This is a genomic window from Undibacterium sp. Ji50W, from assembly GCF_049340445.1.
Lineage (GTDB): Bacteria > Pseudomonadota > Gammaproteobacteria > Burkholderiales > Burkholderiaceae_D > Undibacterium.
Genome location: NZ_JBMPOX010000015.1, coordinates 80,440 through 102,456, shown reverse-complemented (window position 1 = coordinate 102,456; position 22,017 = coordinate 80,440). Strand labels below are relative to the sequence as shown.

Below are 22,017 nucleotides of genomic sequence, written 5' to 3'. Positions count from 1 at the left end.
CTACCGGGGCTCGATACCAGCACGCTGTATGAAGAGATTTACTGCGCACGAAGTCAGTCAAAAAACTATATCAAACATCTCAAGGGCGATCTGGCCGTCGACCGCACTTCCTGCACGAGCTTGCTGGCCAACTGCATGCGCTTGCTGCTGCACGCTGCTGCTTATATCTTGCACCAGCAACTGCGCACCGAGGCACTGCGGCATACTGCGCTGTCGCAGGCGCAGCCAGCGACGGTCATCTCCAGGCTGTTCGAGATCGCCGTACAGGTCAGACAGACCAGGAGCAAGATTGTCTTTCATCTGCCGGACTCTTGTCCCATCAAACATCTGTTGCACACGTTGACCGAACGCTTGTTTCTGCCAACCCCAGTCAGGTTGCTCAACTCGTCATAACCAGACCACGTCCGGTCTGTCGAGAATTGACCACCCCACCGCCAACCCTTAACCTCCTGTCGCTTCATCGATGTACCGTTTATCGCTCCCAACCAGACCCTGTGACGACCAGTCGACACCGCTGTGATAGTTTATGAAACATGCAGGCTAGTACAGCCACTCTTGGAGATGAAATACTATTTTTGAGCTTGCTTCTGCTCAACTGCTCACTGTCTGCTACAGACGTTTGCAACGTGTACGAAACTGGATAACCATAATTCGTGCATGGTTTTTGTAAAAATCGGAATTAATTGAGAATTTCGGAATTAAATGAGACTGACCGGAATTATTTGAGATTTTGTACCAGCGTTTGAAAATAAGTCCCGCATGGTGCATAATTATCTTATGAGAACCGCAATCAACACCTTCGTGATCGGGGATTTTCCCCAGCTCCGACTGATCGCATGGAATCGTAATCCCCATGATGCGATCACCGGTGAGGAGGCGTTCGATCTCTACGAGCGAAATTGGCGTTTTGTTGATGAAAATGCCATGACTCCCCAAGAGCGTGCTGTGGTTGAGCGACTGACACGTGAATACGGCCATGGCATCTTGCATGTTTGACCGCCCTCATCATCAACGCATCGCCAAGTTTCTCTCCTCTCTCAACGCAGATTTTCTCGCCCAATCCGGTTGCTATTTCGGTGGAGGAACGGCCATCGTGCTGTCCTTGAATGAATACAGGGAGTCAGTTGATGTTGACTTCCTCTGTAGCTCAATGGATGGCTACCGGGCCTTACGCAACACGATCACCAACGCGTCGCTTGGCGACATCTTGACCCAGCCTGTGGAACTCGCCCGTGAGGTTCGTGCGGATCGCTACGGTATCCGAACCTTTGTGTGGGTGGACGGAACGCCAATCAAGTTCGAAATCGTCAGCGAGGGACGAATCGACATCATTGGCACTATGAACCCGGTTTTCGGTGTGCCAACGCTCTCGCGCGAGGATATGTACGCTGAAAAGTTGCTTGCCAACGCAGACCGATGTAGCAATGTGTCCGTTGCCAGCCGCGATGCCATCGACTTGGCAATGCTGATAGAGCATTGGGGAGCCGTGCCGGGAAAAGCGTGGACCAAGGCTCGCCGGGCATATGGTCAAAGCATCGACACCTCGTATATGAGGGCTATCGAATTGGTCAGCGATAAGGCTTACTTGGCGCAGTGCTTACAGAAGATGCACATGGAACCTGCTCTGGTTGACCGCATCCCGAAATTGTTGCGTAGTTCGTCGCCTGCCTCAGAGGCAACCCCATCCCCAACGCCGTAACAGCCAGGGTGGATGGCAAATGTCGTGCGCTCATCAATTGTAAAAATCGGAATTAATTGAGACTCTGCATGTTTGCTTTTTCAATATTTTTTCCTAATTTTTAGGCATGGCCTCAATTAATTCCGATTTTTACAGGTTTACCCGCCGACTAAATCAAAACGGCTGCATATAACCTGGTTCCGCCCTCCCTCTTTGCCGAGATACAGTGCCTTATCGGTCCGGTTGAGAGCTGGCTGCTATGTGTTCGTTATGATCAATTTGTGCCACGCCAAATGTCATAGTGACTGAAATTTGTTTTTCCTTGATCGAAATAATCCCTTGTGCGACTTTCTCTCTCAGAGGCTGTTCGAGATCTTTTTACCAATGAGCAGATTATTGCGTAAACTTGTGGAATGAGAAAAGTATACCCAAGCGACATCAGCCGAGAGCAATTTGCCAAGATCGAGGGCTTGCTGTTAAGTGCACGAAAGAAGACCAAGCCACGCAAAGTAGACTTATATGATGTGTTTTGCGCGATATTGTACGTACTCAAAAGCGGCTGTCAGTGGGACATGATTCCTAGCGATTTTCCACCGAAGAGTACGGTGTACACGTATTTCAAGCAATGGAAAGAAAAGCCGTCGGAAAGTGACTTGAGCTTGCTGGAGCAGGCCTTAAAAAAATCAGGTTGGCGTGGCCCGTATCAAACATGGACGGAACGAACACCGCACCTTTTTAATCGTTGACGCACAAAGTGTAAAAAACACAGATACTGCCAACTACAAAGGCTACGATGCGAGTAATAAAGTATCGGGGATCAAGCGCCATATCGCCGTTGACACACAAGGGCTCCCCCATGCTATTGCCGTGACAACAGCCGACGTGACAGACCGAAAAGGGGCATTGGAAGCATTTGTGCGGCACAAGAAATTTTTGGGCAAGGTCGTCAACGTACTTGTCGATGACGGCTATACAGGACGCCCTTTTGCTGAGGGGGTGAATGAAATTCTGGGGGCGTCAGTGCAGATCGCCAAACGAAATGAACTCCATGCCTTCGCAGTGATGCCGCAACGGTGGGTGGTAGAGCGGTCTTTTGCCTGGATTGAGAAATGCCATCGGTGTTGGAAAAATTGTGAGCGAGAATTGAATACCAGCTTACAATTCGTCAATTTGGCATTCCTCGCTTTGCTATTGCGGCGGGATTGATCGCAAAAAGATCTCGAACACGCTCTGATACCCGCAGACCAGGTCAGCCCTAGAAAAAGAATGAGGCAATCGCGCTCTGGGTGTCTTGACGTGGCTTCAGTGACGCGTAAAGGCTGCCGAATTTGACCTGGCTGGAGTGTGGTCGCTTGTGTCATGTGTACCTCCGAATAGGATTGATAGGTTTTTTATTCAGAGTGAATCTGCTGGAGACTCTTTTTCAAGCACATCACAAGCATTTTCGGGTAGTCCTCGGAAAAGTCCGAGCGCAACTCAATATTATCGAAAAAATCATCTCATCAAGAGTTCAGATGGCTATACTTGGCCACTGTACTCAGATCTACCACCTATACTCTTACTATGGCTACACGGATTTTAGGTTCATGACTAAATAATAAATACCACTAATAGGCTCGCGAGACGGTTCCAAGTTTGGTATGGTTGCGCAATGCAATCTTGCATTTAGTAAAGTTCTGAGAAATACGATCCAAATAATAGCTACTGGACAATTGCACGTTGGGTTAATAATAATGATCCGTACCTTTATCACGGCGTTGTTCGTCAGCTCAAACCGAAAACTACTACAGCTAATCATATGGAAAAGTTAAATGATCTTTTAGCTGATGTTCAAGCAGTAGTCTTCGATGTCTACGGTACAATCGTGGAAATTCGAAATAAGCGCGGCCCATTCAAAAAACTTCTTCAACTCTTGGCAAAAAAAGGCAGACCGCCGCAAGCGGACGATGCAGCGAAACTGATGTAAACGTCAGCGAACCTTTCTGAAACAGCAAAATTTTTCGGCTTTGAACTTACGGCTCAAGAGCTTGCACCGCTTGAAGAAGACTTGCAACTGGAGATAGACAGCTTGAGCCTGTATCCAGATACCACTTCAACACTTCTGGAATTACGAAAAGCAGGCTTAAAAATTGCAGTATGTTCTAACCTTGCCGGACCATATGCAGCCCCCGTAATGGCACTGCTTCCGGTAACACTTGATGCATACATCTGGAGTTTTGAGGTGCGGGCGATTAAACCCGAACCAATCATCTATTCTTCAGTTAGTGATGCGTTAAATATTGCGCATCTAAAATCTTGTTTGTTGGAGACACGCTGCTGGCTGATTATATCGGCCCCCAAAGCATTGGTATGCGGAGCGTGCATTTAAACCGGAAAAACACTCCTTCGACAAATTCTACGATTAATTCATTGGCAGAATTAGTTGAGAATTAAACACATTACAAATGCTAATTTGGATTCCGCAAAGCTGGTTCCCGCGCTTCTGGCATAAAAACACCATTCTTGACAACACTGGCGTAGCGCCAGATAATTTCCCAAGAGGAAGACAAAACGCTTATCGTATTAACTTTATTATCAAATAAATTTCTAATGCCTCGTCGTCTCCTCCTCGTTTTCTTGCTCGCCACCCGCAGCAGTCACGCCCAACAGGAAGCCGCCGCACCGGTTGATACCGCGCCAGTGGTCAAAGAATCTGCAGCGGCAGCCGCGCCAAAAGAGGCAGCGCCGGCGACGCCGTCCGTTGAAATCCGCAGTGCCGTCAATGCGATACGCCGCAACGAAACCGCCACCAAGATCGTCGTCACCAATGAAGAGCTGGTCAAATACGGCGACCAGAACGTGCTCGACGCGATGAAGCGCCTGCCCGGTGTGACCGTGCAAGGCACCAGTGTGCGCATGCGCGGCCTTGGCAATGGCTACACCCAGATACTGGTCAATGGCGAACGCCCGTCGGCCGGCTTCTCGCTCGATACGCTGGCACCAGACATGGTGGAGCGGGTCGAGATCGTGCGTGCTGCCACTGCCGAATTCAGTACCCAGGCGATAGCCGGCACCATCAACATCGTGCTCAAGAGGGCAGTTACCAAGGGTACCAGCGAAGTGAAGGTGCTTGCAGGCGGTGCCCATGGCCAGCACAGCGCCAGTACCAATCTGTCGACATCGGACCGCTCGGACAATCTGTCCTATACGCTTGGCGCCAACTTGAATTTCAACCGGAATACCAATCCGTCATACGGCACGGTTGTGCGCAACGCTGCCAATGTTGATCTGAACGAGAATCGCAACACGATCTCTGCCAACACCAGTCAAGTCGAGGGCATCAATCTCAATAGCCGCTTGAACTGGAAGCTCAAAGGGGAAGACAGCTTCACCTGGCAAACCTTTGCCAGCCAAGGGTACTTCAAAGGCAATATCGACGACCACACCGCGACCTTGATGGGACCAGCCTATCCTTCTTTGCTTGTAGCTGACTTCAACGGCATGTTCCGCAACCTGCGCAGCGATATGAACTGGGTGGCCAAGTTCATCGACGGTGGCACGCTCGATGCCAAGCTGGGTGTTTCCAGTTCGGACAATGAGCGCTTCGTCGGCCGCCAGGGTCGCAGCACGGCCAACGCCCTCGTGCTTGACCGCGACTACACCACGCGCGGTAACGACCGTGGCGTTAGCACGACCGGTAAATACACGGCGCCCTGGCTGACCGGCCACTCAATCGCGTTTGGCTGGGACTTCGGCTACGCCAAATATCATGAAAACGAAGTGCAGGACGACGCCGATGTGCGACTAGACTTCAACAATAACTTCAGTGCGACCATCACCCGCTTCGCAGCGTTTGTGCAGGACGAGTGGGACATTACCAAGGACTTGTCGCTATACCTCGGCGCGCGATGGGAAGGCGTGCGCACCCATGCAACGGCCATTGGCGTTGATTCGGGCTCACATCTGTCGGTGTTGAGTCCACTGATGCAGGCCCTGTACAAGATCCCTGGCCACAAAGGTGACCAGTTGCGTTTCGCGCTGACCAGGACCTACAAGGCGCCGGGATTGTGGCAACTGGTGCCACGCCATTTCTACAATTCATTCAACACCGCCGTCTCACCTGACTCCAGCGGCAACCCGGACCTCAAGCCAGAACTGGCACTGGGCATCGATGCAGCCTTCGAGCACTACTGGTCCGAAGGCGCATTGCTGTCGATTGCGGTGTCGTCGCGCGAGATCGAAGATTTGATCCGCAATGAAGTGCGTCTCGTCGGCGACCGCTATGTCTCAGCACCGTACAACCAGGGCAAGGCCCACGTCAAGGGCCTGGAACTGGAAGCGAAATTCCCGCTCAAGGCCGTGATGAAGGATGCACCAAACCTTGACGTGCGCGCCAGCGTCAGCCGCAACTGGTCGACCGTCGATGGCGTGCCAGGCCCTGGCAGTCGCCTTGATAACCAGCCGCGCCTATCGGCCAACTTTGGCGCTGACATCAAGCTTGGCCATTGGAATGGCGGCGCCAGCTTCTCGTATGTGGAGGGTTCATGGTCCCGCACCTCGTTGACAGATTCGCGCTTCAATTCCTCGCGGCGCGACCTTGAAGCGTACCTGCTATACAAGTTCACGCCGAAGATCCAGTTGCGGATCACAGCGCGCGACCTGCTGCGACCGGACAATGTGAGTAAATTGCGCTTCGATGATCCAAACGGCAGCTATGAGAGTATGACAACCAGCCCAGTGCGTCCGGGCTGGCGCATCGCCTATGAGCACAAGCTGTAAGGCGTATACCGGTAATGCGATAAGCTTCCACACAGTAGCATATCTATCAACGTCAATGCCTGTCCATAGCATGTGGGGCCTTAGTATTGCTTTTTGGCGAAGATCACGCAATTTTCACCCCGAAAAGTGAAGAAATGCAGTCGCTAACTGGTCAGTATGACTTCTCGGGGGATTCAGAAGACACTCTCACCTTCGATCAGATCACGGCCACTTACACGACCCAATTTAAACCTTAGGTAGAAAAATTTGGGGCTCGGGTAGCGCCGGACAGTGTTGCGAGAGATACCCAGTCGTCTGGCGATCTCCCGTAATGGAATTTGGTCACGAATGTGCCAGCGTCAAATAATAGCTGGCAATGCCACGGCTATCACTCCTGCCCCCTACTCATCAAGATAAATAGGATTGTGTACTAAACGTGGGGCAATTTTCAGTGAAAATTAACAAATATACACCAAATATTATTAAAATAAATATTGTTTATGGTATTTATTACTAAATTTTCCAATAGATATGATTATTCTTGATGTTATTTTTTCTATGGTTTATGCTAATTTTTCTGGGCACCTTATCTATAAAGCAATGCCTTAAACCAAGTAATTTCATGTCGTCCAGAAATTAACTTCTTGGAGGAAGACTATGTCGGCAATAAAAAGTGGAGCGACACTTGCCTCAAATGAATTTTCTGTTGACACCAATTTTGTCAATGTGAGGGTAAAAGGTTTGGATCGTTCAAAAATACCAGGCAGTTTCAAAATCCATCTTTTGAAAGACGGCAAAGTGATCGCCTCCAGAGCATTCTATCAAGGGTCGGAAACCAGTCAATCCGAGGATATTTCAGGAAGCCCGGCCGTGCATTTCGATTTTGAATTGCCAATCACCGCTATATCGGAAGGGAAATTGGGAGTTCAGGTTGAGCCGCTTGACAAAACCTCATTTGGTGACCGTTTTCCATTTGATTTGATGGGGTCGCCCACAGTCAATGTGAGGTTGCTTGTGACGGATGAATAATATCTGAATGGTACTTCAAGATGTATAGCCTGGCTCCGGTAAAACATAAGACTGCATTCACGGGTATGACAGGAATATGTTTCAAAGCACCAGGCTTTCAGATCAAATATGGCCGATTTTTTGTCGAAAGAGCGTGCCGGATGCGGTACTTCAACTTCGATTGGCCCGATTCTTGGAGGCTGGTTTTCTTAAGCAGAAAGCTAATCATCTAAGTCCAAAGTAGAGAGAGCAAGAATTAACTATAACCTAGAGGAGTAATGACGATGAGCACGAACACCCCTGTATTGAATCCAACTTGGTACGGCAATATCCGTGACATGTTTACCGAAATAGATATTCAACACATGGGCAACCAGGGGCTGGATTTGACAGATTATGACACTGTCAAGGACCAGGCCAGCTCAATTTATTCCTATGTGAAAAGCGGGGCCATGCCGCCAGGTGCGCCTTGGCCAGCGGATCAGGTTCAGACATTTAATAATTGGATGACGACAGGTTATCCCAAAGGGGTTCCGGCGAAGATTGTCAGCACCGCAGCAGCGCTTGCTGGCTCCGTCGCGTCACGAGTCCGCAAAAGTATCACAAGCCTGTCACCGAATGAAGTTAGTGTGCTCACAACTGCTTTCAATGGCATCATGCAGCTCAGCCCCACTGATTTAAACAGCTATTTTAATTTGGCTGGTTATCATGGAAATCCTGGGTATTTTTGCAGTCACCATGTGCCGAAGTTTCTTCCATGGCATCGCGCTCATTTGCTGGCTTTTGAAAATGCACTTCGCACGATACCCGGGTGTGCCAATGTCACATTGCCTTATTGGGACTTCTCTGAACTCACGAAAAGCCCTGCCGAATTGCCTGCCATTTTGAACCAGGCACCATTCGCGAGCTATACCGTGCCAAGCTCGGCACCGACGAGTCCGAATATAGGTGGTTTTGTCACAAGCAGATATACCGCGGCACAAATCGCTACCAATTTTACCGACTACTCTGTGTTGGCAGATTTGGATCGCGCCGCCCAACAAACATCCTTTGAAGCCTACAATGGATATATTGACAGAAAACCGAATAACACAGCGATTGCTGCACACGATGGCGGCCATGTCTCTATCGGCAGCACCATGGCTAACCAGAGTATTGCGGCCTTTGATCCCATTTTCTGGTTTTACCATTGCAACCTGGATAGGCTGTACTGGGAGTGGCAACAAAATATGCATGCCACCACGCTCAACGGCTTGCTGACGACAATTGTTTCAGCGCAAAGCCGCAAAGTCTTTACCGATCCTCCCAGTGAGGCGATGCCGCCTTTTTCAGTTTCGCCGTACAACTGGACTACGGTCAATACGGTCGATTCCATCGGAAGTCTGGATGTTGCCTATACCACTCCAGGCAGTCAGGTCGCCACGACCATGGTCACGGGAACAGATGGAAATGTCAAAGCATCGAGAAAATTTAGCGTTGTTGACAATGTAGTCAATGTGCGCGTCAAGGGCATCAATCGTCTGAAAATACCGGGTAGTTTCAAAGTCCATCTGATGAAAGACGATAAAGTCATTGCAAGCAGGGCCTTCTTTCAACCCGATGACGCGGACAAATGTCCAAATTGTGTTGACAATGCAATGGTCCATTTTGACTTCAACCTGCCGATTGGTGACGCGTCAGGCGGACAACTGGGGGTATGGGTAGAGCCGCTTGATCACTCAAAGTTTGGGGATCATTTCCCAAACAAATTGATGGGAAATCCAACCGTCAATGCCAGACTGCTGTTGAGCACTGAATGACAGTAAAAATTCGGATGATCATTTCTTGCGTTTGATTGCCTGCATCAAACGCAAGATATAAGCCCCTAGCGCTTGGCATCAAGAGTGGGACTGTCAAGTGTTTCGTGTCCAGGATGGCTGCTGTTTGCATAGGCCAAATTGCATCCATCCGATTTCTTCACCTCTTTCATATTGAGGGGAATTCCTTTGTGAGCATCCTCACTAAATCGTCTCCTCGTGATTCCATCATCAAGATTACGGTTAGGCCACGTGACTGGTTTTTCAGGAATTCCTACCAACGTGGGCTGGTATTGCTCTTTGCCGCGAGCTGTTTGGCAGTCATCATTCCTGTTTTTCCGCATGATTTTCATTTTGTATGGATATGGGCGTGTGTTGGCGCGGCGAGTATGTGCATGGCTTACACGACTGCAATCCACAATACGGATGGAGGTGAAGGCGCGTATGCGTATATAAGATGTGTGGCCTTGCTAGGCGTTGCGATGCTTGTCGATTTTTGCCGAATTCCCCCTGAAATTGTTCTTTCGGAATGCCGTAGCGGTGACGGCAGGACCTATGCCTCAGTCGTCATGCAACACATAGCTACACATTTCCGATGCTTTCCGGTTGGTAGTCTGGCAATGCTAAGCATCGTCTTTCTGACCAAGAAAGATCGGTTGATGGCTGCGGAATCCCCAGAGAGAATATCGCTAGCTCGTCGCCTGATCCAAAATCATGTAGTGCAAGGTATCGCAGGTTCTTTTTCCATGTTCGGGTTGATGGGCGTGACTATGGATCTTATGCTCAAGCTCTCGGCAAGAACGAACTTAGTCATGGATGGAGGTGGCATTGTCAGTGCCATGATATGTGGCATGGCGGCCTACCATATGATGGTCAACTGTTGGAAGAGGTTATTGCTTTGCTCAAACAATGTTGCACATAGGGTTTTGTCGCGTTAATAAATGCAATCAAAATTCTGACAGGTTTTGTATTCGTTCTCAAACTGAACGAATTTATGAATGGAGCGGCACATGGCCAGGCTTACCCGGCATGCATTTCAACTGTCCGCACGACCTCCCAAGGCTTCAGTCTACCTAGCTCCACTAGAAGCGCCGTAGAATCATGCGAACCCATTCCCGGTTCATCATGTGCTTGAACGCATTCCGTAATTCGACATTCGATCTATGTGTTGGCGATGGAATCCCAGGCCCATTGGCCGAAAGCCGTGCGGAACGCGTGCGTTCTTGATTGAGGGTCGTCATCCGTTTCATCGACACCAGCGACAGCTGCGAAACCCGCGTTGCTGGCAGTGCTGGCCAGGGCGATGTCGGTCCAGGGGTTGGGTGCAGCCGCGTTTCCCTTACCATCGACCACCGAGTCTTCCAGTGCCCAGCCCTTACCTGTGCGCAGCACTGGCCAGCGTCGCAATTGCCCATCCAGATCAATGCCTGCCACATGCACTCTGTTGGCGCTTTCGACTACAGCAGTCAGGTGTGAGTGCACATGAAGTTCACGCACCGAGGGTTCAAAGTTCACGCTGCCGCTGCTGCGATTGGAGAAAAACATCACCATGCGGCCATCCCTGGCAATGGCAAAAGCCAGGTCGTCATCCACAGTCGGCGACACCGCGGCTACAGCACTGGTGCCACATAATACAGGTGCTCCTCCAGGAAAAGCGATTTGCTGGAGCGCCGTTGGTAACGGCCCACCTGAGGTAAACGCGGCAAAACCTGCATACAGGGTGCCTGCCCGCTCTATCCCTGCCACAAACAATTGCGTGCCATCAGGATGTCCCGACGCCGCCAGCCCACCCAATGGGTGCAGGGTATTGGCAGGCGTCAGGATTTTGGCCCAGGTTCCCATGGGCCAGACTTTGACATGGATCTTGATCTGGTGTGTGCGGTTTGGGTAGACCACCAGAGCTTGATCATCAAGCGCGACGATGGACAGCATCAGTGGCCGGCGCACTGCGCTTTCTGGTACCACTTCCATAGGGCGATGGGCACCGCTGACGATTTCACCAACAACCACGCTGCGATCCCGGCATACGGCGGCAGCAAACAGGCGGCCCTGCTTGTCACGCGCTGCGCTGACTGGCGAATCCGGGTGTAGCTCACTGCCGGGCGAAGTCACCGGTGCGTCGAGGAAGGCAGCGTCACGCTTGATTGTCTTGCCAGCATCGTTGATGCTCAACATGCCACGTCGCACATGTTTTTGCGAAGTCTGCTTCCACTGTGACAAACCATCGTTATAGGCGGCAAGAAAGGTGCGCAGCGTGAGCAGCAGGGTCGTGCCAGGGGCATAAGCCAGCCTGGGCGTAGCGACCGGTTCGGAAGGGTCGAGTACATAGGAAGAGTCAAGATCAATCTCTTCTTTGTCCGGAGCATTGGCGACACTCGCATCGATCTTTAGGGCGATACGAAACTGCCGCATGACGGGCCAGATTTTTTTTGGTGGGCTGTCGGTAATCTGGAGTTGGGGGGAGCGACTTTTTTTACCGTCAACCGTGAGTGGTGGATCGGTCTCGCTGTCCGTCAGCAATTCGGTCCACGGCATCTCGGTCGGCGCACTCACCTGCCATGCAAACAATTCGGGTACCCCTGTGGCAATCAATCGCATCGTTGCCGGGTGCGCGTACACACCAAAACGATAGCAGCGATCTGCACTGCCCCCCAGCGCCAATTCTTCGGCGAAGCCGCGGTAATAATCAACATAATTGTCGAGATCTCTCGGCCAAAGCTGACACTCGCCGTCGTACTCTTGTTTGCCGCCCACATCTTCGTCATCAACGTAGATCACTGCGCCAGCGAGGTCAAGGCCGAGATTGTCAACCAAGGTCGCCAGAAGTGTCTTGGCATGTTGAGCGCTTTTCCGACCCAGTGCTTCACTCAAAGGCTGTGCAACGCGCCATTTATTACAAACACCAAAATAGATAGGTGCGATCCCCCAGCCATTCTGCTCAAGCATGGGATAAGCTGCCATCCAGCCACGGGTATTGAGTCTGCCAGTCCTTTTGACAAAGGTAGGATCGGTTTCGTGCCGTTCAAGTTTTTGGTTGAGCGGAGCCCCTTGTAAGTAAATGCCGACAAATCGGTAATTACTCGCCAGGTACATCCACCGCATTGCTTCTTCGGGCGTGACTGGCTGCGAGCCAGTTTTTTCGGGTATGAATTCCTTGTCAAAACCAAGAAAAGCAAAAGTCCTCGCTGGGCTCACCAGTACCACATCCTTATCAGTGCCGAAGTCGGCACATTTTTCCTCTTTATCTTTCGCCAGCACAGGCGAAGGATCAGGCGGCGGCATTGCCGGTGCCTCCGGTGACGATACACCGGCAAGCACTGGCCCGGGCGGGGCAACTGGCCCGGCTGGGGATTCAAGCTCGTCCGGCATGACTCACTTTTTGCACGATACGGTAGCCCCTCGTCATGAATGCAATGACCTGACAAATCATGGTGCGGGGTCTTTCAGCCGCCCGGTGCGGGGATCGTATTCCACCACCACTGGTACAACCTGGTCGGTTGGCAGGATTTCCACCCATTGATCGAAGGTAGCAAAATTTTCCGAGCCATCGGCATCTGCCAGTGGCCTGGCCTGGAAGCCATCCTTCAATGGATTGAAGCCATGTTCCCAGACCCGGTCTACCGGCGTTGTCGTGACCGTGCTGTCCGGGTCATGCGGCAGTTGCGGGTCGGACAGATCAAACGGTTTAGTCGTCAGACTCTCTACATGTTTTGCCGCGACTGATTCGGCCAGTATGTTCAGCACTTCAACCAGAGGCTTGCCGTGCAGTGGTTTTCCATCACCATCGACACCTTCACCAGTATAGATATCCGACGGGCCTATGCCGTTGAAACCTTCGACATGCTTGAGCCAGTTAAGCGCTGCCTTTTCCTTGCCAGGGCGGATGGGCATCACCGCCTTTACCCATGGCGCATTGAGAAAGGCGTTGCGCAAATCGTCGCCATCGAGTTGCATCACCCATCCAAGCGAGCTGCCTAGTTTGGCAGAGGCGGAGCTGTCGGTAATGAGGTAGTGCTTGCGCTCAACGTCAGACCCGGCATCCCAGGCAACCTGATCTGCCACCGCCACTTCACCAGATCGTGCCTCGGTTTCGTCTTCCGTGGTCACCTTAACGAATTTCTTCGCATTCGTGTCCCAGACCAGATGTACATGTGGGCCTATGGTACTGATACCAAATGTCTGCGAGGCACGCGTCCGTGGTTTCCACCATTCGGGTGCAACAAAGTAAAGCATCTTGTCCACATCGAAAATCGAGTTGATCAGTTCAGACAATACATGTCGCGCTGCCAGGGTGTCGGCAACCTGCGAAACCGGTGGATTGGGGGCACCCGGAGCCGGCGGACGAAACGCTTTTGGCAACAGCATTTCCTGGATTAACTGGCGATAGATGGTGATGCGTTCTTCTTCGCGCAAATCGTCGGCGGGACGAGGGGCAATCTTGCTGGCGAGCGTGATCCTTTCCGCCACAGCCTTGTTATAGGCTTCTTTTTGTGCCCGCGCCCTGGCACTCGTGTATTCAGACATTTTTGTCAGATAATCCTGGTTGGCCTTGTCCTGACTAGGCGGATTCCAGACCGCGCTGATTTGCAGTTTGACACTTGGCTGATCAGCGAAGTTAACCTCTGACAGGGCGACCTTCACTTTGCCCGAAGCATCCATGAAGGCAATCTGCGGCACACAGACATCAGAGTGAAGCGAGGTGATTTTCAGCGAATCCTTGTCCAGCGTATAACCAAGCAAGGGGCTGGTCAGCACATAGGTGCGCTGCCATACGATGAGGTCATTATTGTTAAGGCCACCTTCCTTGTCGTCGCCGTTGTAGAAAATAACGTCCATCTCATGACCTTCGGACTTGGCTGTATTTTCATACTGGAAATCGATAGGATAGTCCTTGGGCTGAGGTGCCAGTTTTTCAGGCGCATCGGGATGCGGGATGCTCCCCAGATCAGCCAGTTCGGCGATATGGACCAGGCTGGCCAGTTCCAGCGTGTCGCCTGGCGTATCAACATAGGTCTGCCAGCACAGATAGGTACCTATGTCCTGCACTTGCACGGCCACCTGGCGCATTTTCCTGCGCAGCTCATAATTCTGCAAGGTGGCTGCATCATTACGTATGACGTAGCGCTTGCTGGAAGTATCGCTGGTTTCGGTCACTGTCTTGAAGGTGGTCTTGTAATTGGTTTTAATCTCGGTCGACAGCTTGGTACTTTGCTGGCGCATGTGCTTGTGGGTGGTTTCCCTGGCCTGCTTCTGGGTGTTGTGCATGTCAAAGTTGGAGGTAGCAGTGACCCCGGCATAGCTCGCCGTTACACCGGCCCCGAATTTGATGTCCTGCTGATTGTCCTGCTTCACCGCATCAGAAAGCTCGTCCTGGTCAGTGCTGTCAAGCTCGCTTTTCTTGGTGCTTTCTATCGATTGCTCAAAGCTGCGTTCGACGACCACTTTGCGGGTACTGACTTCGATCAATTCAAGACTGGTGCCGGGACTGACCCATACATGACCGACCGGACTACCCAAAAAAGTATCCAGCTCAAAGAAATATTGCCGGAACAAATGGACTATGCCTATAGGTGACAGCACCACACGGTCCAGATCAAAGTTGGGGTCCATGGTATCAAGCGGATTTGACGGTTGCGGCACAAATTGCATCAAGGGATTTTGCCTGTCGGCAGCCATGCGCAAGCCAGTCTGCGTCTGCTTCCAGTCTGCCGGAAAAAACAGCTTGCGCAGGGCGCTGAATTCCTTGTTGTCCTTGAGCTGCAATATAGTCGCAGCAAGCTTGGCTTCATACTCCATGGAAGTCTTGGCATTGTCGAGTGTATACGGGTGGCTGGGTGAAGATGCCGCCCCCGTCAACGAGGTATCAGGAGCCTTTTGTGCCAGTGAGTCATGCATGCGGGCAGTAAGCCCGGTCGCCACGTTTTCTTTCAGCAGCTTTGTCATGAGTGGCAAGTCCAGGAATTTTGCCAATTCGTCGTCAGCTATTTGATCAGTAACATGCGGGTGTTTGTCGTACACAGCCTGACGGATAGCCTTGATCAGCAAACTGCGGCTGCCCGGAATGTCGACAACCAGCTTGCCCGGATCAAAACTGGCGAGCTGGACGCCGGTGCTGCGCTTGGGTTCAAATACCAACGTAGGCGAAAACCCGATAGAAAGTTGCTCAATGATCCTGAGTTGGTCCATTGCAACACCCATCGAAAAGCGGCGTTCATGCCGTTTTGATTTCCAGCCGAGCAAGGGTTGATACACGCCAAATAGTTCGCTGGAATAAGGCAAGATACCTTTGTAATCTTGAAATTTGAAAGCAGCTTTTGGGGAGGTCATAAGAGGCCCGTGTATGAATGATGGGAATTCAAAGGATCAATTTCACAAGCAGGATATGAAATGAGCGTGGACATTCGTCTTGCAATAAATCCAGGGCAATGCTGTCAAATTTATAAATATTTTTTTAACAACTCCCAAAGTATAGGATTAATTTTCAAAACATCAAGTAATTAAAGTTTTAATACTTACGTAAGCCTCAATCCATCAAATGGATGGTGTGTAGGCTGCCAAGACCAAGCGTTTTACTGGCCAGATGCATGAAATCGCCAACGTTCAGGTCCAGGGACGTTCCAATCGGGAAATCAGCGAACGATTATTTTTATCTCTGAGCACAGTGAAATGGCATAACCAAAATATTTTTGGAAAACGACAGGTGCAACGACGAACGGAAGCAGTCGCTATCGAGCTGAAATTGATGGCCCAATAAACCGTGATTCACGGACATCACTTCAATGAGAAAATACAGCTCACTCTGACTTGGTGTCATCTTTTTGGCAGGAATGATCAAATAAATACAAACAATCTCGTTTAATTCTGAATTTCTCACCTGATTCTGCTTTGTACAGCAAGCGCTCTGTTTGAAAGCGCACAGAAGTATTTCCCCTGCCAAGCTAGTCTTGAAAGACTTCCGGCCTGAAACGGGCCCTGCTCCTCTTACCATAGGGCAATCATGGCAGCACCCAGACCAGTAAGAATCCTATTTTGGACCTTTGCCAGTTTATTGACGGCAATGGTGGCCGTGCTTATTTTCATCGTAACTTTCGACTGGAACCAGGCCCGTCCCTATATAAATCGAAAGGTATCAGAAAGCACCGGTCGCGAATTTGCTATTCGCGGCAACCTGGACGTACGGTTCATGCCAGACCCCGACACGGAGCAAGGCTGGTGGCTGCACGTGCCAAGGCTGGCAATCAGCGCCGAAGATGTGCAAATAAGCAATCCCGCATGGAGCACAATAGGCCCGCAGATGGCCAGCGCCCGCCACGTTATGATTACCCTGCATCCGCTCCCTTTGCTGCATAAAAACATCGTGGTGACGGACTTGTCCCTTGATACTGCACTGGTGGTGCTGCAGCGACGGGCCGACGGCAGCAATTCGTGGACACTGAAAAACGGCAGCTCTTCTGACTGGAAAGTAGAAATCCAGCGCATGGCCATTGCAGAAGGTAATTTGCACTACCTGGACGACAGCATCAAGCTGGATATGCGGGCAAAGATAGCATCCCTTGCTGGCAAAGATGCTGCCGCCGAAGTTGCAGCAACAGCAGCAACAACAGCAACAGCGGCCTCCGCCCAGGAAGCGCATACCCCAAAGTTCGGCCTGAAGATAGACCTGACCGGCAGCTACCGCAATGCCCCGGTCACCGGTAGCGGCAAGGCAGGTGCGCTGCTGTCGCTGAAAGACGGCCATACGATCTATCCGGTCGAAGCGGATGCCCATATTGGCAAGAACAAGATAGGCATGGTTGGCACGCTGACCGATCCCCGATCGCTTTCAGCCATTGATCTTCAACTGACACTGGGTGGTGCCAGCATGGCCGACCTGTATCCATTGACAGGCGTATTGTTGCCTGAAACGCCAGCTTACGCCATCAAGGGCCACCTGACGGGCAAGAAAGTGAACGCTCTCTGGAACTGGCTGTATCAGGACTTTAGCGGCACCGTGGGCGGCAGCGACCTGGCTGGCAGCTTGCAATACACGCAACAACAACCCCGCCCTTTGCTACACGGCACGGTCATATCGCAGCAATTGCGGCTGGAAGACCTGGGGCCAACGATAGGGGCAGATAGCAATGCGGCCAAAGTGGCCCGGAACAAGGCACCAGTCCAGCCGGATCAGAAAGCGCTGCCAGTGGAGCAATTCAATACTGCAAAATGGGATGAGCTCGATGCAGACGTCAAATTCAAAGGAAAAAAACTGGTGCGCACGCATGACATACCCTTGCAGGACGTCGATACAGAAATACATATGAAAGACAAGGTGTTGAGCCTGACGCCTTTGAATTTTGGCATGGCCGGCGGCGATGTGACCTCCAATATTTCGCTCGATGGCCGCAAGGAAAAAATTACCGCCCAGATAAAGCTGACTGCACGTCATTTAAAGGTCCGCGAATTATTCCCTGCACTGGTATCAATGAGTGCAAGCTTTGGTGAAATCAACGGCGATGCCGCATTGACCGGCCACGGTAATTCCATCTCCGCGATGTTGGCTACCTCGAACGGCCAGCTCGGCGCTGTCGTCACCGAAGGCACCGTTAGTCGGTTTATCCTGGAAATCGCGGGCCTGAATCTCGCCAATGCCATATTCGTTAAAGTCTTTGGTGACAAACAGATCCACCTGAATTGCCTCGCCAGTGATTTCAGGGTGAAAAACGGCCTGGCGGAAGTTCAGCGCTTTGTGATCGATACCGATGACGCAGTGATTGACATTACCGGCAATATCAACCTCGCACAGGAACAATTGAACCTGGATGTCAACCCCAAGACCAAAGGCGTACGGATCATTTCTTTACGCACTCCGCTATATGCCAAGGGCACATTCAAGCATCCTGACATCGGCCCTTATAAAGGACCATTGGTGCTAAAAACTGGTGCGGCAGTGGCACTTGCCATCGTTTCCCCTCTTGCGGCCCTGCTGCCACTGGTCAATCTGGGTAATACGCCAGATACGGACTGCGCAAGCGCACTGGCGAAAACAACGAAAATCATGCAGGCACCAAAGACTGAACGGGTAGCCGCACCGGCCAAGGCTGTCAGTGCAGAACAAATGAGGACGCTGAAGAGCGAAAAAAGCAAGTAAGACCAAGTGAAACACAGAGCGATTAGTCAGCAGCGGCGTATTCAGAAAATCATCCGATTCGTCTTGCGATTCAAAAATGGCACAATGACTTAGCGCACATCCCCAAAATAAACCTGCTCAGTTTTTTCTGCCTTATCCAAAAGCTGCACGGTGGTTGATGGCCCAAGATTGGGGTCTTTCCACTGGTGCAGGGCCCACACCACTTTCTTGTCTGGTGTCACTTCCAGCAATTGTGCCGGTGCTGTGGCGGGGTCGATGCTGGCACCTGCTGGGCTCCATTGGTTAACCCAGTGATTCAACAGGGTATTGCCGTTAGGCAGGCGCTGGGCGATCTGGAAGCTGGTGTATTTGTAGGCGACCAGGTCTTCCGGGGTCAGGCTCCAGACTATGTCGGCCTTGCTATTGTATTCAAATACGCCGGTCTTGCCAGTGATGAGGGTATTGCCGTTGTCCAGGCGTTTGGCTGACCAGATGCCGGGGAAAGGCAGGCTCCAGATTTCTTTGCCCTGACTGTCAAATTCCACCGCGCGTTTCATGTCCATCTGCGCCACCAGATAGGTGCCATTGCTGGTCAGGCGTGCATGGCGCAACTGGCCGTGGGTGTTGTTGAGGTTGCCGGCAGGGATGGCGATTTCGCGCTCTATCTTGTTGGTCTTGATATTGGCGACCATGATGCGTGGACGTGTACCGCTTTGGATGAAGATGACCCTGTCATTGCCGATAAACTGGGCCGTGTGAATTTCATGTTTTTCTTCTGCCGTATATGCCCACAATGTCTGGCGATTCTGGTCAATGACCTTCACACCATGCTGATGCGTCATGACGATGTTGCCGTTGGATGCCATGACGGCATCACTGATTTCACCTTCAACCGATGTATCATGAAAATCCCAGTCCACCTTGCCACCACGGACTATGTACACGTCACGGGTCTTGGCTTCGCCTGCATATAAAAAATCATGCTGTGCCAGACCTTTGCCGGGCATGGCTGGTGGTGCTTCCGCCGCGTGACAGGCACCAGCCAGCAGGAGAGCTGCGAGGGACAGCAGTTTGGTCAGAGTGGGTGTACTTGTCATGTGCGAGGTCTCTATTTTTTTGAAGAAGAAGTTACAGGCTTAAAAACTACGCAGCGGTACCAGGGCAGTCGCCGGTTTTACCGGTATCGTCACCTCACTCTCTGGCACATCGGGAATGGCTGGCACACGAACGCGCACAGTGATCTTGCCGTTGCTGGCATTAGCGCGCAGTATGGCCATGGCATTGCCGTCATACAGTTTGCGGTGGCTGGTCTGATAAGGGTCGTGGTCTTGCATATTGCCATTGTCCACGGCGATGACCTTGCCTTCACCCTCGGCCAGGAACTCGACTACCGTATCGTTATCTGCAATGCGCACACCCTTGTCATCGACCAGGGTGGCTGTCACATGGGCGACATCATCCAGATGCTGGCTCAATGTTGTATCGGCGGATAACTGCAAGCGTGCAGCTTTGCCAGCAGTTAGCAATTCATCCGTGGCAACGATCTTGCCATCACGTTTGGCGATGGCTTTCAAACTACCGGCTACAAATGGCAGTTTGACGACGATGGGTGTGGCATCGTCATGGCGTTTTTCAGTTGCCACCGTTTGTCCATTCAGGCTGAGTTCGATTTCATCGGCATTGGTATAAATTTCCAGTGTCTCGGTATGCGGTTCACGGTTGGCAGGTGACCAGTCGGCCACCAGTGCTTGCGAAAAACGTGGCCTTGCAGTGGCTGCCGCCTGGGCTGGCTGATCTGCCGGTGCAGCGCCGGGGCCAAACACAGGCTCCACCACGTTCTGCCCTACGGTGGCAACGCGACGGGCAATCTTTACCATGGGCGCGCTTGACCACCATGACAGGCGTTCATAGGCACGCGGCCTTTGCAAACCAGTGCTCAGCAAGAGACCAGAGCCAGTACCTATGGTTGGCCAGCGACCGGCTTCGCCCAGATAATCGACACCTGTCCACAAGAACTGCCCTGCGTATTCGGCATGATCACGCACGGCCACCCATTGATTGACTTCATGGGTGTTTTCTGTGCCCAGGATTTTGCGCGTTGGTTTTTGTACATAGGCTGCCAGGATTTCTTTTTCACGATAATTCTGGCCAACGACATCCAGCAGATCAGCATAGCCATTGTCATAATCCTTGGTCACATTGGGACGGAACAGGGCCTGGGTGACCGGACGTGTAGGGTCAAGCTCATGATGTACCTTGATCAGGCGTTTTGCCCATTCAAATGCCACTTGCGGTTGCGTGGTGTCGCGGATTTCATTGCCGATAGAATAGATGACGATGCTGGCATGATTGCGGTCACGCTTCACCAGATCGGCGGTATCGCGTTCTGCCCAATCCTTGAAATGCAGGCTGTAGTCATGCGGCACTTTGGCCAGGGTCCATTGATCAAAAAATTCATCCATGACCAGAAAACCCATGCGGTCGCACAGATCAAGAAATTCTGGTGCGACCGCATTGTGCGCCGTACGGATAGCGTTCACACCCAGCTTGCGCAGTTCTGTCAGGCGGCGCTTCCATACGGCCAGCGGTACTGCAGCGCCCATGGCACCGCCATCTGAGTGCAAGCCGACACCATATATCTTTAAGGCGCGGCCATTCAGGAAAAAGCCTTTGGGTGCATTGAATTCAAAGCTGCGAATACCGAACGCGACATCTTCATTGTCCACGGCTTTTCCATCCCGCACCAGGCTGACTGCAGTTGTGTACAGCGCAGGATTGTCAATATCCCAGCGTTGTGGTTTGGTCACGGCAATATCCGCTTCAAGATTCAGTGTCTGACCGGGTTTTGCCTGTACAACGGGTGTGCTGACTGTCTTCACCACTGCACCGCTGGGATCAAGTAGCCTGACCTGCAACGCCAACTTGCCACCATCCGGACTGATGACGCTGCTGCGCACATGCACGGTCGCCTTGTCGTCTGTCAGTTTGGGTGTGGTGACAACTGTGCCCCAGGGTTCGATATGGGTATCGCCCGTGCTGACCAGGCGCACCTGGCGGTAAATACCTGCGCCCAGATACCAGCGCAGCGAAGGCTCGTTGGCATTATCACAGCGCACGGCAATGATGTTATCGCCAGGTTTAAGATAAGTAGTCAGATCATACACAAAGCTGACATACCCATTCGGGCGATGGCCCAGATGCTGACCATTGATCCAGACATCGCTATTTGCCATGACGCCATCGAAAACAATAAAGCTGCGCCGCCCCGGTTGCAAGGTGTCGATATGCAGGGTCTGGCGATACCAGCCCACGCCCCCAGGGAAGAATCCGCCAGCGGGCCCGGATGGATTATCCTGCGCTACTGGCCCTTCTATGCTGTAGTCATGCGGCACGGTCACGCGACGCCATTGGCTGTCATCAAAACCAGTTTGTTCGGCACCACTGGCATCGCCTTTGCTAAATCGCCATCCTTCCGACAGTAATTGCACATTACGCGGCGTGCCTGCAATGGCAGCAATCGCCTGACTGGCACCGAAAGTGCACCACAGGAACAGAAGAAAAATACGGACCAGGCCCATGAAACAATCACCTCAAAAAACGGGATAAATCAGACTGGTAATAGTAAGTCAGCCTAAAAGACAGGGCCTTACGATAGCCCGAAAAATCATCTTCTTGAGCAGGTTTTAGTGACA

The 22,017-nt window shown here is 51.7% G+C and carries 16 protein-coding genes and 1 pseudogene; 12 read left to right on the top strand and 5 right to left on the bottom strand.

Going from position 1 to position 22,017, the window contains the following annotated elements; all coding sequences use genetic code 11:
* Window positions 1-24: 24 nt before the first annotated feature.
* The 7 genes from ACO0K9_RS19390 (at window position 25) to ACO0K9_RS19360 (ending at window position 6,436) form a co-directional block, all read left to right on the top strand.
* Window positions 25-393, top strand: a complete 369-nt coding sequence (locus ACO0K9_RS19390; protein ID WP_422987771.1) for a transposase — start codon at window positions 25-27, stop codon at window positions 391-393.
* Between the two features lie 384 nt (window positions 394-777).
* Entirely contained in the window at window positions 778-996 is a 219-nt protein-coding gene (locus ACO0K9_RS19385) for a hypothetical protein (RefSeq protein ID WP_422987729.1), read from the top strand.
* Window positions 989-1,699: a nucleotidyl transferase AbiEii/AbiGii toxin family protein gene (locus ACO0K9_RS19380; protein WP_422987728.1), complete on the top strand. Its 711-nt coding sequence runs from the start codon at window positions 989-991 to the stop codon at window positions 1,697-1,699. Before ACO0K9_RS19385 ends, ACO0K9_RS19380 begins: the two co-directional genes overlap by 8 nt.
* A gap of 392 nt (window positions 1,700-2,091) precedes the next feature.
* Window positions 2,092-2,884, top strand: a protein-coding gene (locus ACO0K9_RS19375; RefSeq protein ID WP_422987727.1) for an IS5 family transposase whose coding sequence is annotated in 2 segments (ribosomal slippage) — window positions 2,092-2,357 and window positions 2,356-2,884 — 795 coding nt in all. Because the reading frame shifts where the segments join, the coding sequence is not laid out codon by codon here.
* 592 nt (window positions 2,885-3,476) lie between these two features.
* Complete coding sequence (locus tag ACO0K9_RS19370) at window positions 3,477-3,644, top strand: hypothetical protein (protein ID WP_422987726.1); 168 nt, start codon at window positions 3,477-3,479, stop codon at window positions 3,642-3,644.
* An 81-nt stretch (window positions 3,645-3,725) separates the two neighbouring features.
* Window positions 3,726-4,046: an HAD family hydrolase gene (locus tag ACO0K9_RS19365; RefSeq protein WP_422987725.1), complete on the top strand. Its 321-nt coding sequence runs from the start codon at window positions 3,726-3,728 to the stop codon at window positions 4,044-4,046.
* 221 nt (window positions 4,047-4,267) lie between these two features.
* Complete coding sequence (locus ACO0K9_RS19360; protein ID WP_422987724.1) at window positions 4,268-6,436, top strand: TonB-dependent receptor plug domain-containing protein; 2,169 nt, start codon at window positions 4,268-4,270, stop codon at window positions 6,434-6,436.
* Between the two features lie 257 nt (window positions 6,437-6,693).
* Here the strand turns inward: ACO0K9_RS19360 and ACO0K9_RS19355 are convergent.
* Window positions 6,694-6,807 (bottom strand): annotated as a pseudogene (locus ACO0K9_RS19355) (helix-turn-helix domain-containing protein); the annotation flags it as partial.
* Between the two features lie 265 nt (window positions 6,808-7,072).
* Here ACO0K9_RS19355 and ACO0K9_RS19350 point away from each other — a divergent pair.
* From ACO0K9_RS19350 to ACO0K9_RS19340, 3 genes are all read left to right on the top strand, one after another.
* Entirely contained in the window at window positions 7,073-7,444 is a 372-nt protein-coding gene (locus tag ACO0K9_RS19350; RefSeq protein ID WP_422987723.1) for a hypothetical protein, read from the top strand.
* Between the two features lie 263 nt (window positions 7,445-7,707).
* Window positions 7,708-9,222 carry a tyrosinase family protein gene (locus ACO0K9_RS19345; RefSeq protein ID WP_422987722.1) on the top strand — a complete coding sequence of 505 codons (1,515 nt, stop codon included), beginning with the start codon at window positions 7,708-7,710 and terminating at the stop codon, window positions 9,220-9,222.
* A 188-nt stretch (window positions 9,223-9,410) separates the two neighbouring features.
* Window positions 9,411-10,157 (top strand): hypothetical protein, encoded by a 747-nt coding sequence (locus tag ACO0K9_RS19340; protein ID WP_422987721.1) that lies wholly within the window; start codon window positions 9,411-9,413, stop codon window positions 10,155-10,157.
* A gap of 223 nt (window positions 10,158-10,380) precedes the next feature.
* On the opposite strand, the gene ACO0K9_RS19335 is transcribed toward ACO0K9_RS19340, so the two are convergent.
* Together ACO0K9_RS19335 and ACO0K9_RS19330 are read right to left on the bottom strand one after the other, a co-directional pair.
* Complete coding sequence (locus tag ACO0K9_RS19335; protein ID WP_422987720.1) at window positions 10,381-12,588, bottom strand: hypothetical protein; 2,208 nt, start codon at window positions 12,586-12,588, stop codon at window positions 10,381-10,383.
* A 57-nt stretch (window positions 12,589-12,645) separates the two neighbouring features.
* Entirely contained in the window at window positions 12,646-15,546 is a 2,901-nt protein-coding gene (locus ACO0K9_RS19330; RefSeq protein WP_422987719.1) for a hypothetical protein, read from the bottom strand.
* 253 nt (window positions 15,547-15,799) lie between these two features.
* Here ACO0K9_RS19330 and ACO0K9_RS19325 point away from each other — a divergent pair, with 253 nt between their 5' ends.
* Both ACO0K9_RS19325 and ACO0K9_RS19320 read left to right on the top strand, forming a co-directional pair.
* Window positions 15,800-15,973, top strand: a complete 174-nt coding sequence (locus ACO0K9_RS19325) for a helix-turn-helix transcriptional regulator (RefSeq protein ID WP_422987718.1) — start codon at window positions 15,800-15,802, stop codon at window positions 15,971-15,973.
* A 243-nt stretch (window positions 15,974-16,216) separates the two neighbouring features.
* Window positions 16,217-18,346: an AsmA family protein gene (locus tag ACO0K9_RS19320; RefSeq protein ID WP_422987717.1), complete on the top strand. Its 2,130-nt coding sequence runs from the start codon at window positions 16,217-16,219 to the stop codon at window positions 18,344-18,346.
* Window positions 18,347-18,435: 89 nt separating this feature from the next.
* On the opposite strand, the gene ACO0K9_RS19315 is transcribed toward ACO0K9_RS19320, so the two are convergent.
* Window positions 18,436-19,422 (bottom strand): hypothetical protein, encoded by a 987-nt coding sequence (locus ACO0K9_RS19315; RefSeq protein WP_422987716.1) that lies wholly within the window; start codon window positions 19,420-19,422, stop codon window positions 18,436-18,438.
* 39 nt (window positions 19,423-19,461) lie between these two features.
* A complete protein-coding gene (locus ACO0K9_RS19310; protein ID WP_422987715.1) occupies window positions 19,462-21,903 on the bottom strand; it encodes a sugar-binding domain-containing protein in 2,442 nt (813 codons plus the stop codon).
* Between the last annotated feature and the right edge of the window lie 114 nt (window positions 21,904-22,017).

Excerpts from the sequence above, each read along its gene's own strand:
- ACO0K9_RS19385 (WP_422987729.1), top strand. The coding sequence starts at position 778 with ATGAGAACCGCAATCAACACCTTCGTGATCGGGGATTTTCCCCAGCTC.
- ACO0K9_RS19380 (WP_422987728.1), top strand. The coding sequence starts at position 989 with ATGTTTGACCGCCCTCATCATCAACGCATCGCCAAGTTTCTCTCCTCT.
- ACO0K9_RS19370 (WP_422987726.1), top strand. The coding sequence starts at position 3,477 with ATGGAAAAGTTAAATGATCTTTTAGCTGATGTTCAAGCAGTAGTCTTC.
- ACO0K9_RS19360 (WP_422987724.1), top strand. The coding sequence starts at position 4,268 with ATGCCTCGTCGTCTCCTCCTCGTTTTCTTGCTCGCCACCCGCAGCAGT.
- ACO0K9_RS19350 (WP_422987723.1), top strand. The coding sequence starts at position 7,073 with ATGTCGGCAATAAAAAGTGGAGCGACACTTGCCTCAAATGAATTTTCT.
- ACO0K9_RS19345 (WP_422987722.1), top strand. The coding sequence starts at position 7,708 with ATGAGCACGAACACCCCTGTATTGAATCCAACTTGGTACGGCAATATC.
- ACO0K9_RS19335 (WP_422987720.1), bottom strand. The coding sequence starts at position 12,588 with ATGCCGGACGAGCTTGAATCCCCAGCCGGGCCAGTTGCCCCGCCCGGG.
- ACO0K9_RS19330 (WP_422987719.1), bottom strand. The coding sequence starts at position 15,546 with ATGACCTCCCCAAAAGCTGCTTTCAAATTTCAAGATTACAAAGGTATC.
- ACO0K9_RS19325 (WP_422987718.1), top strand. The coding sequence starts at position 15,800 with ATGCATGAAATCGCCAACGTTCAGGTCCAGGGACGTTCCAATCGGGAA.
- ACO0K9_RS19320 (WP_422987717.1), top strand. The coding sequence starts at position 16,217 with ATGGCAGCACCCAGACCAGTAAGAATCCTATTTTGGACCTTTGCCAGT.
- ACO0K9_RS19315 (WP_422987716.1), bottom strand. The coding sequence starts at position 19,422 with ATGACAAGTACACCCACTCTGACCAAACTGCTGTCCCTCGCAGCTCTC.
- ACO0K9_RS19310 (WP_422987715.1), bottom strand. The coding sequence starts at position 21,903 with ATGGGCCTGGTCCGTATTTTTCTTCTGTTCCTGTGGTGCACTTTCGGT.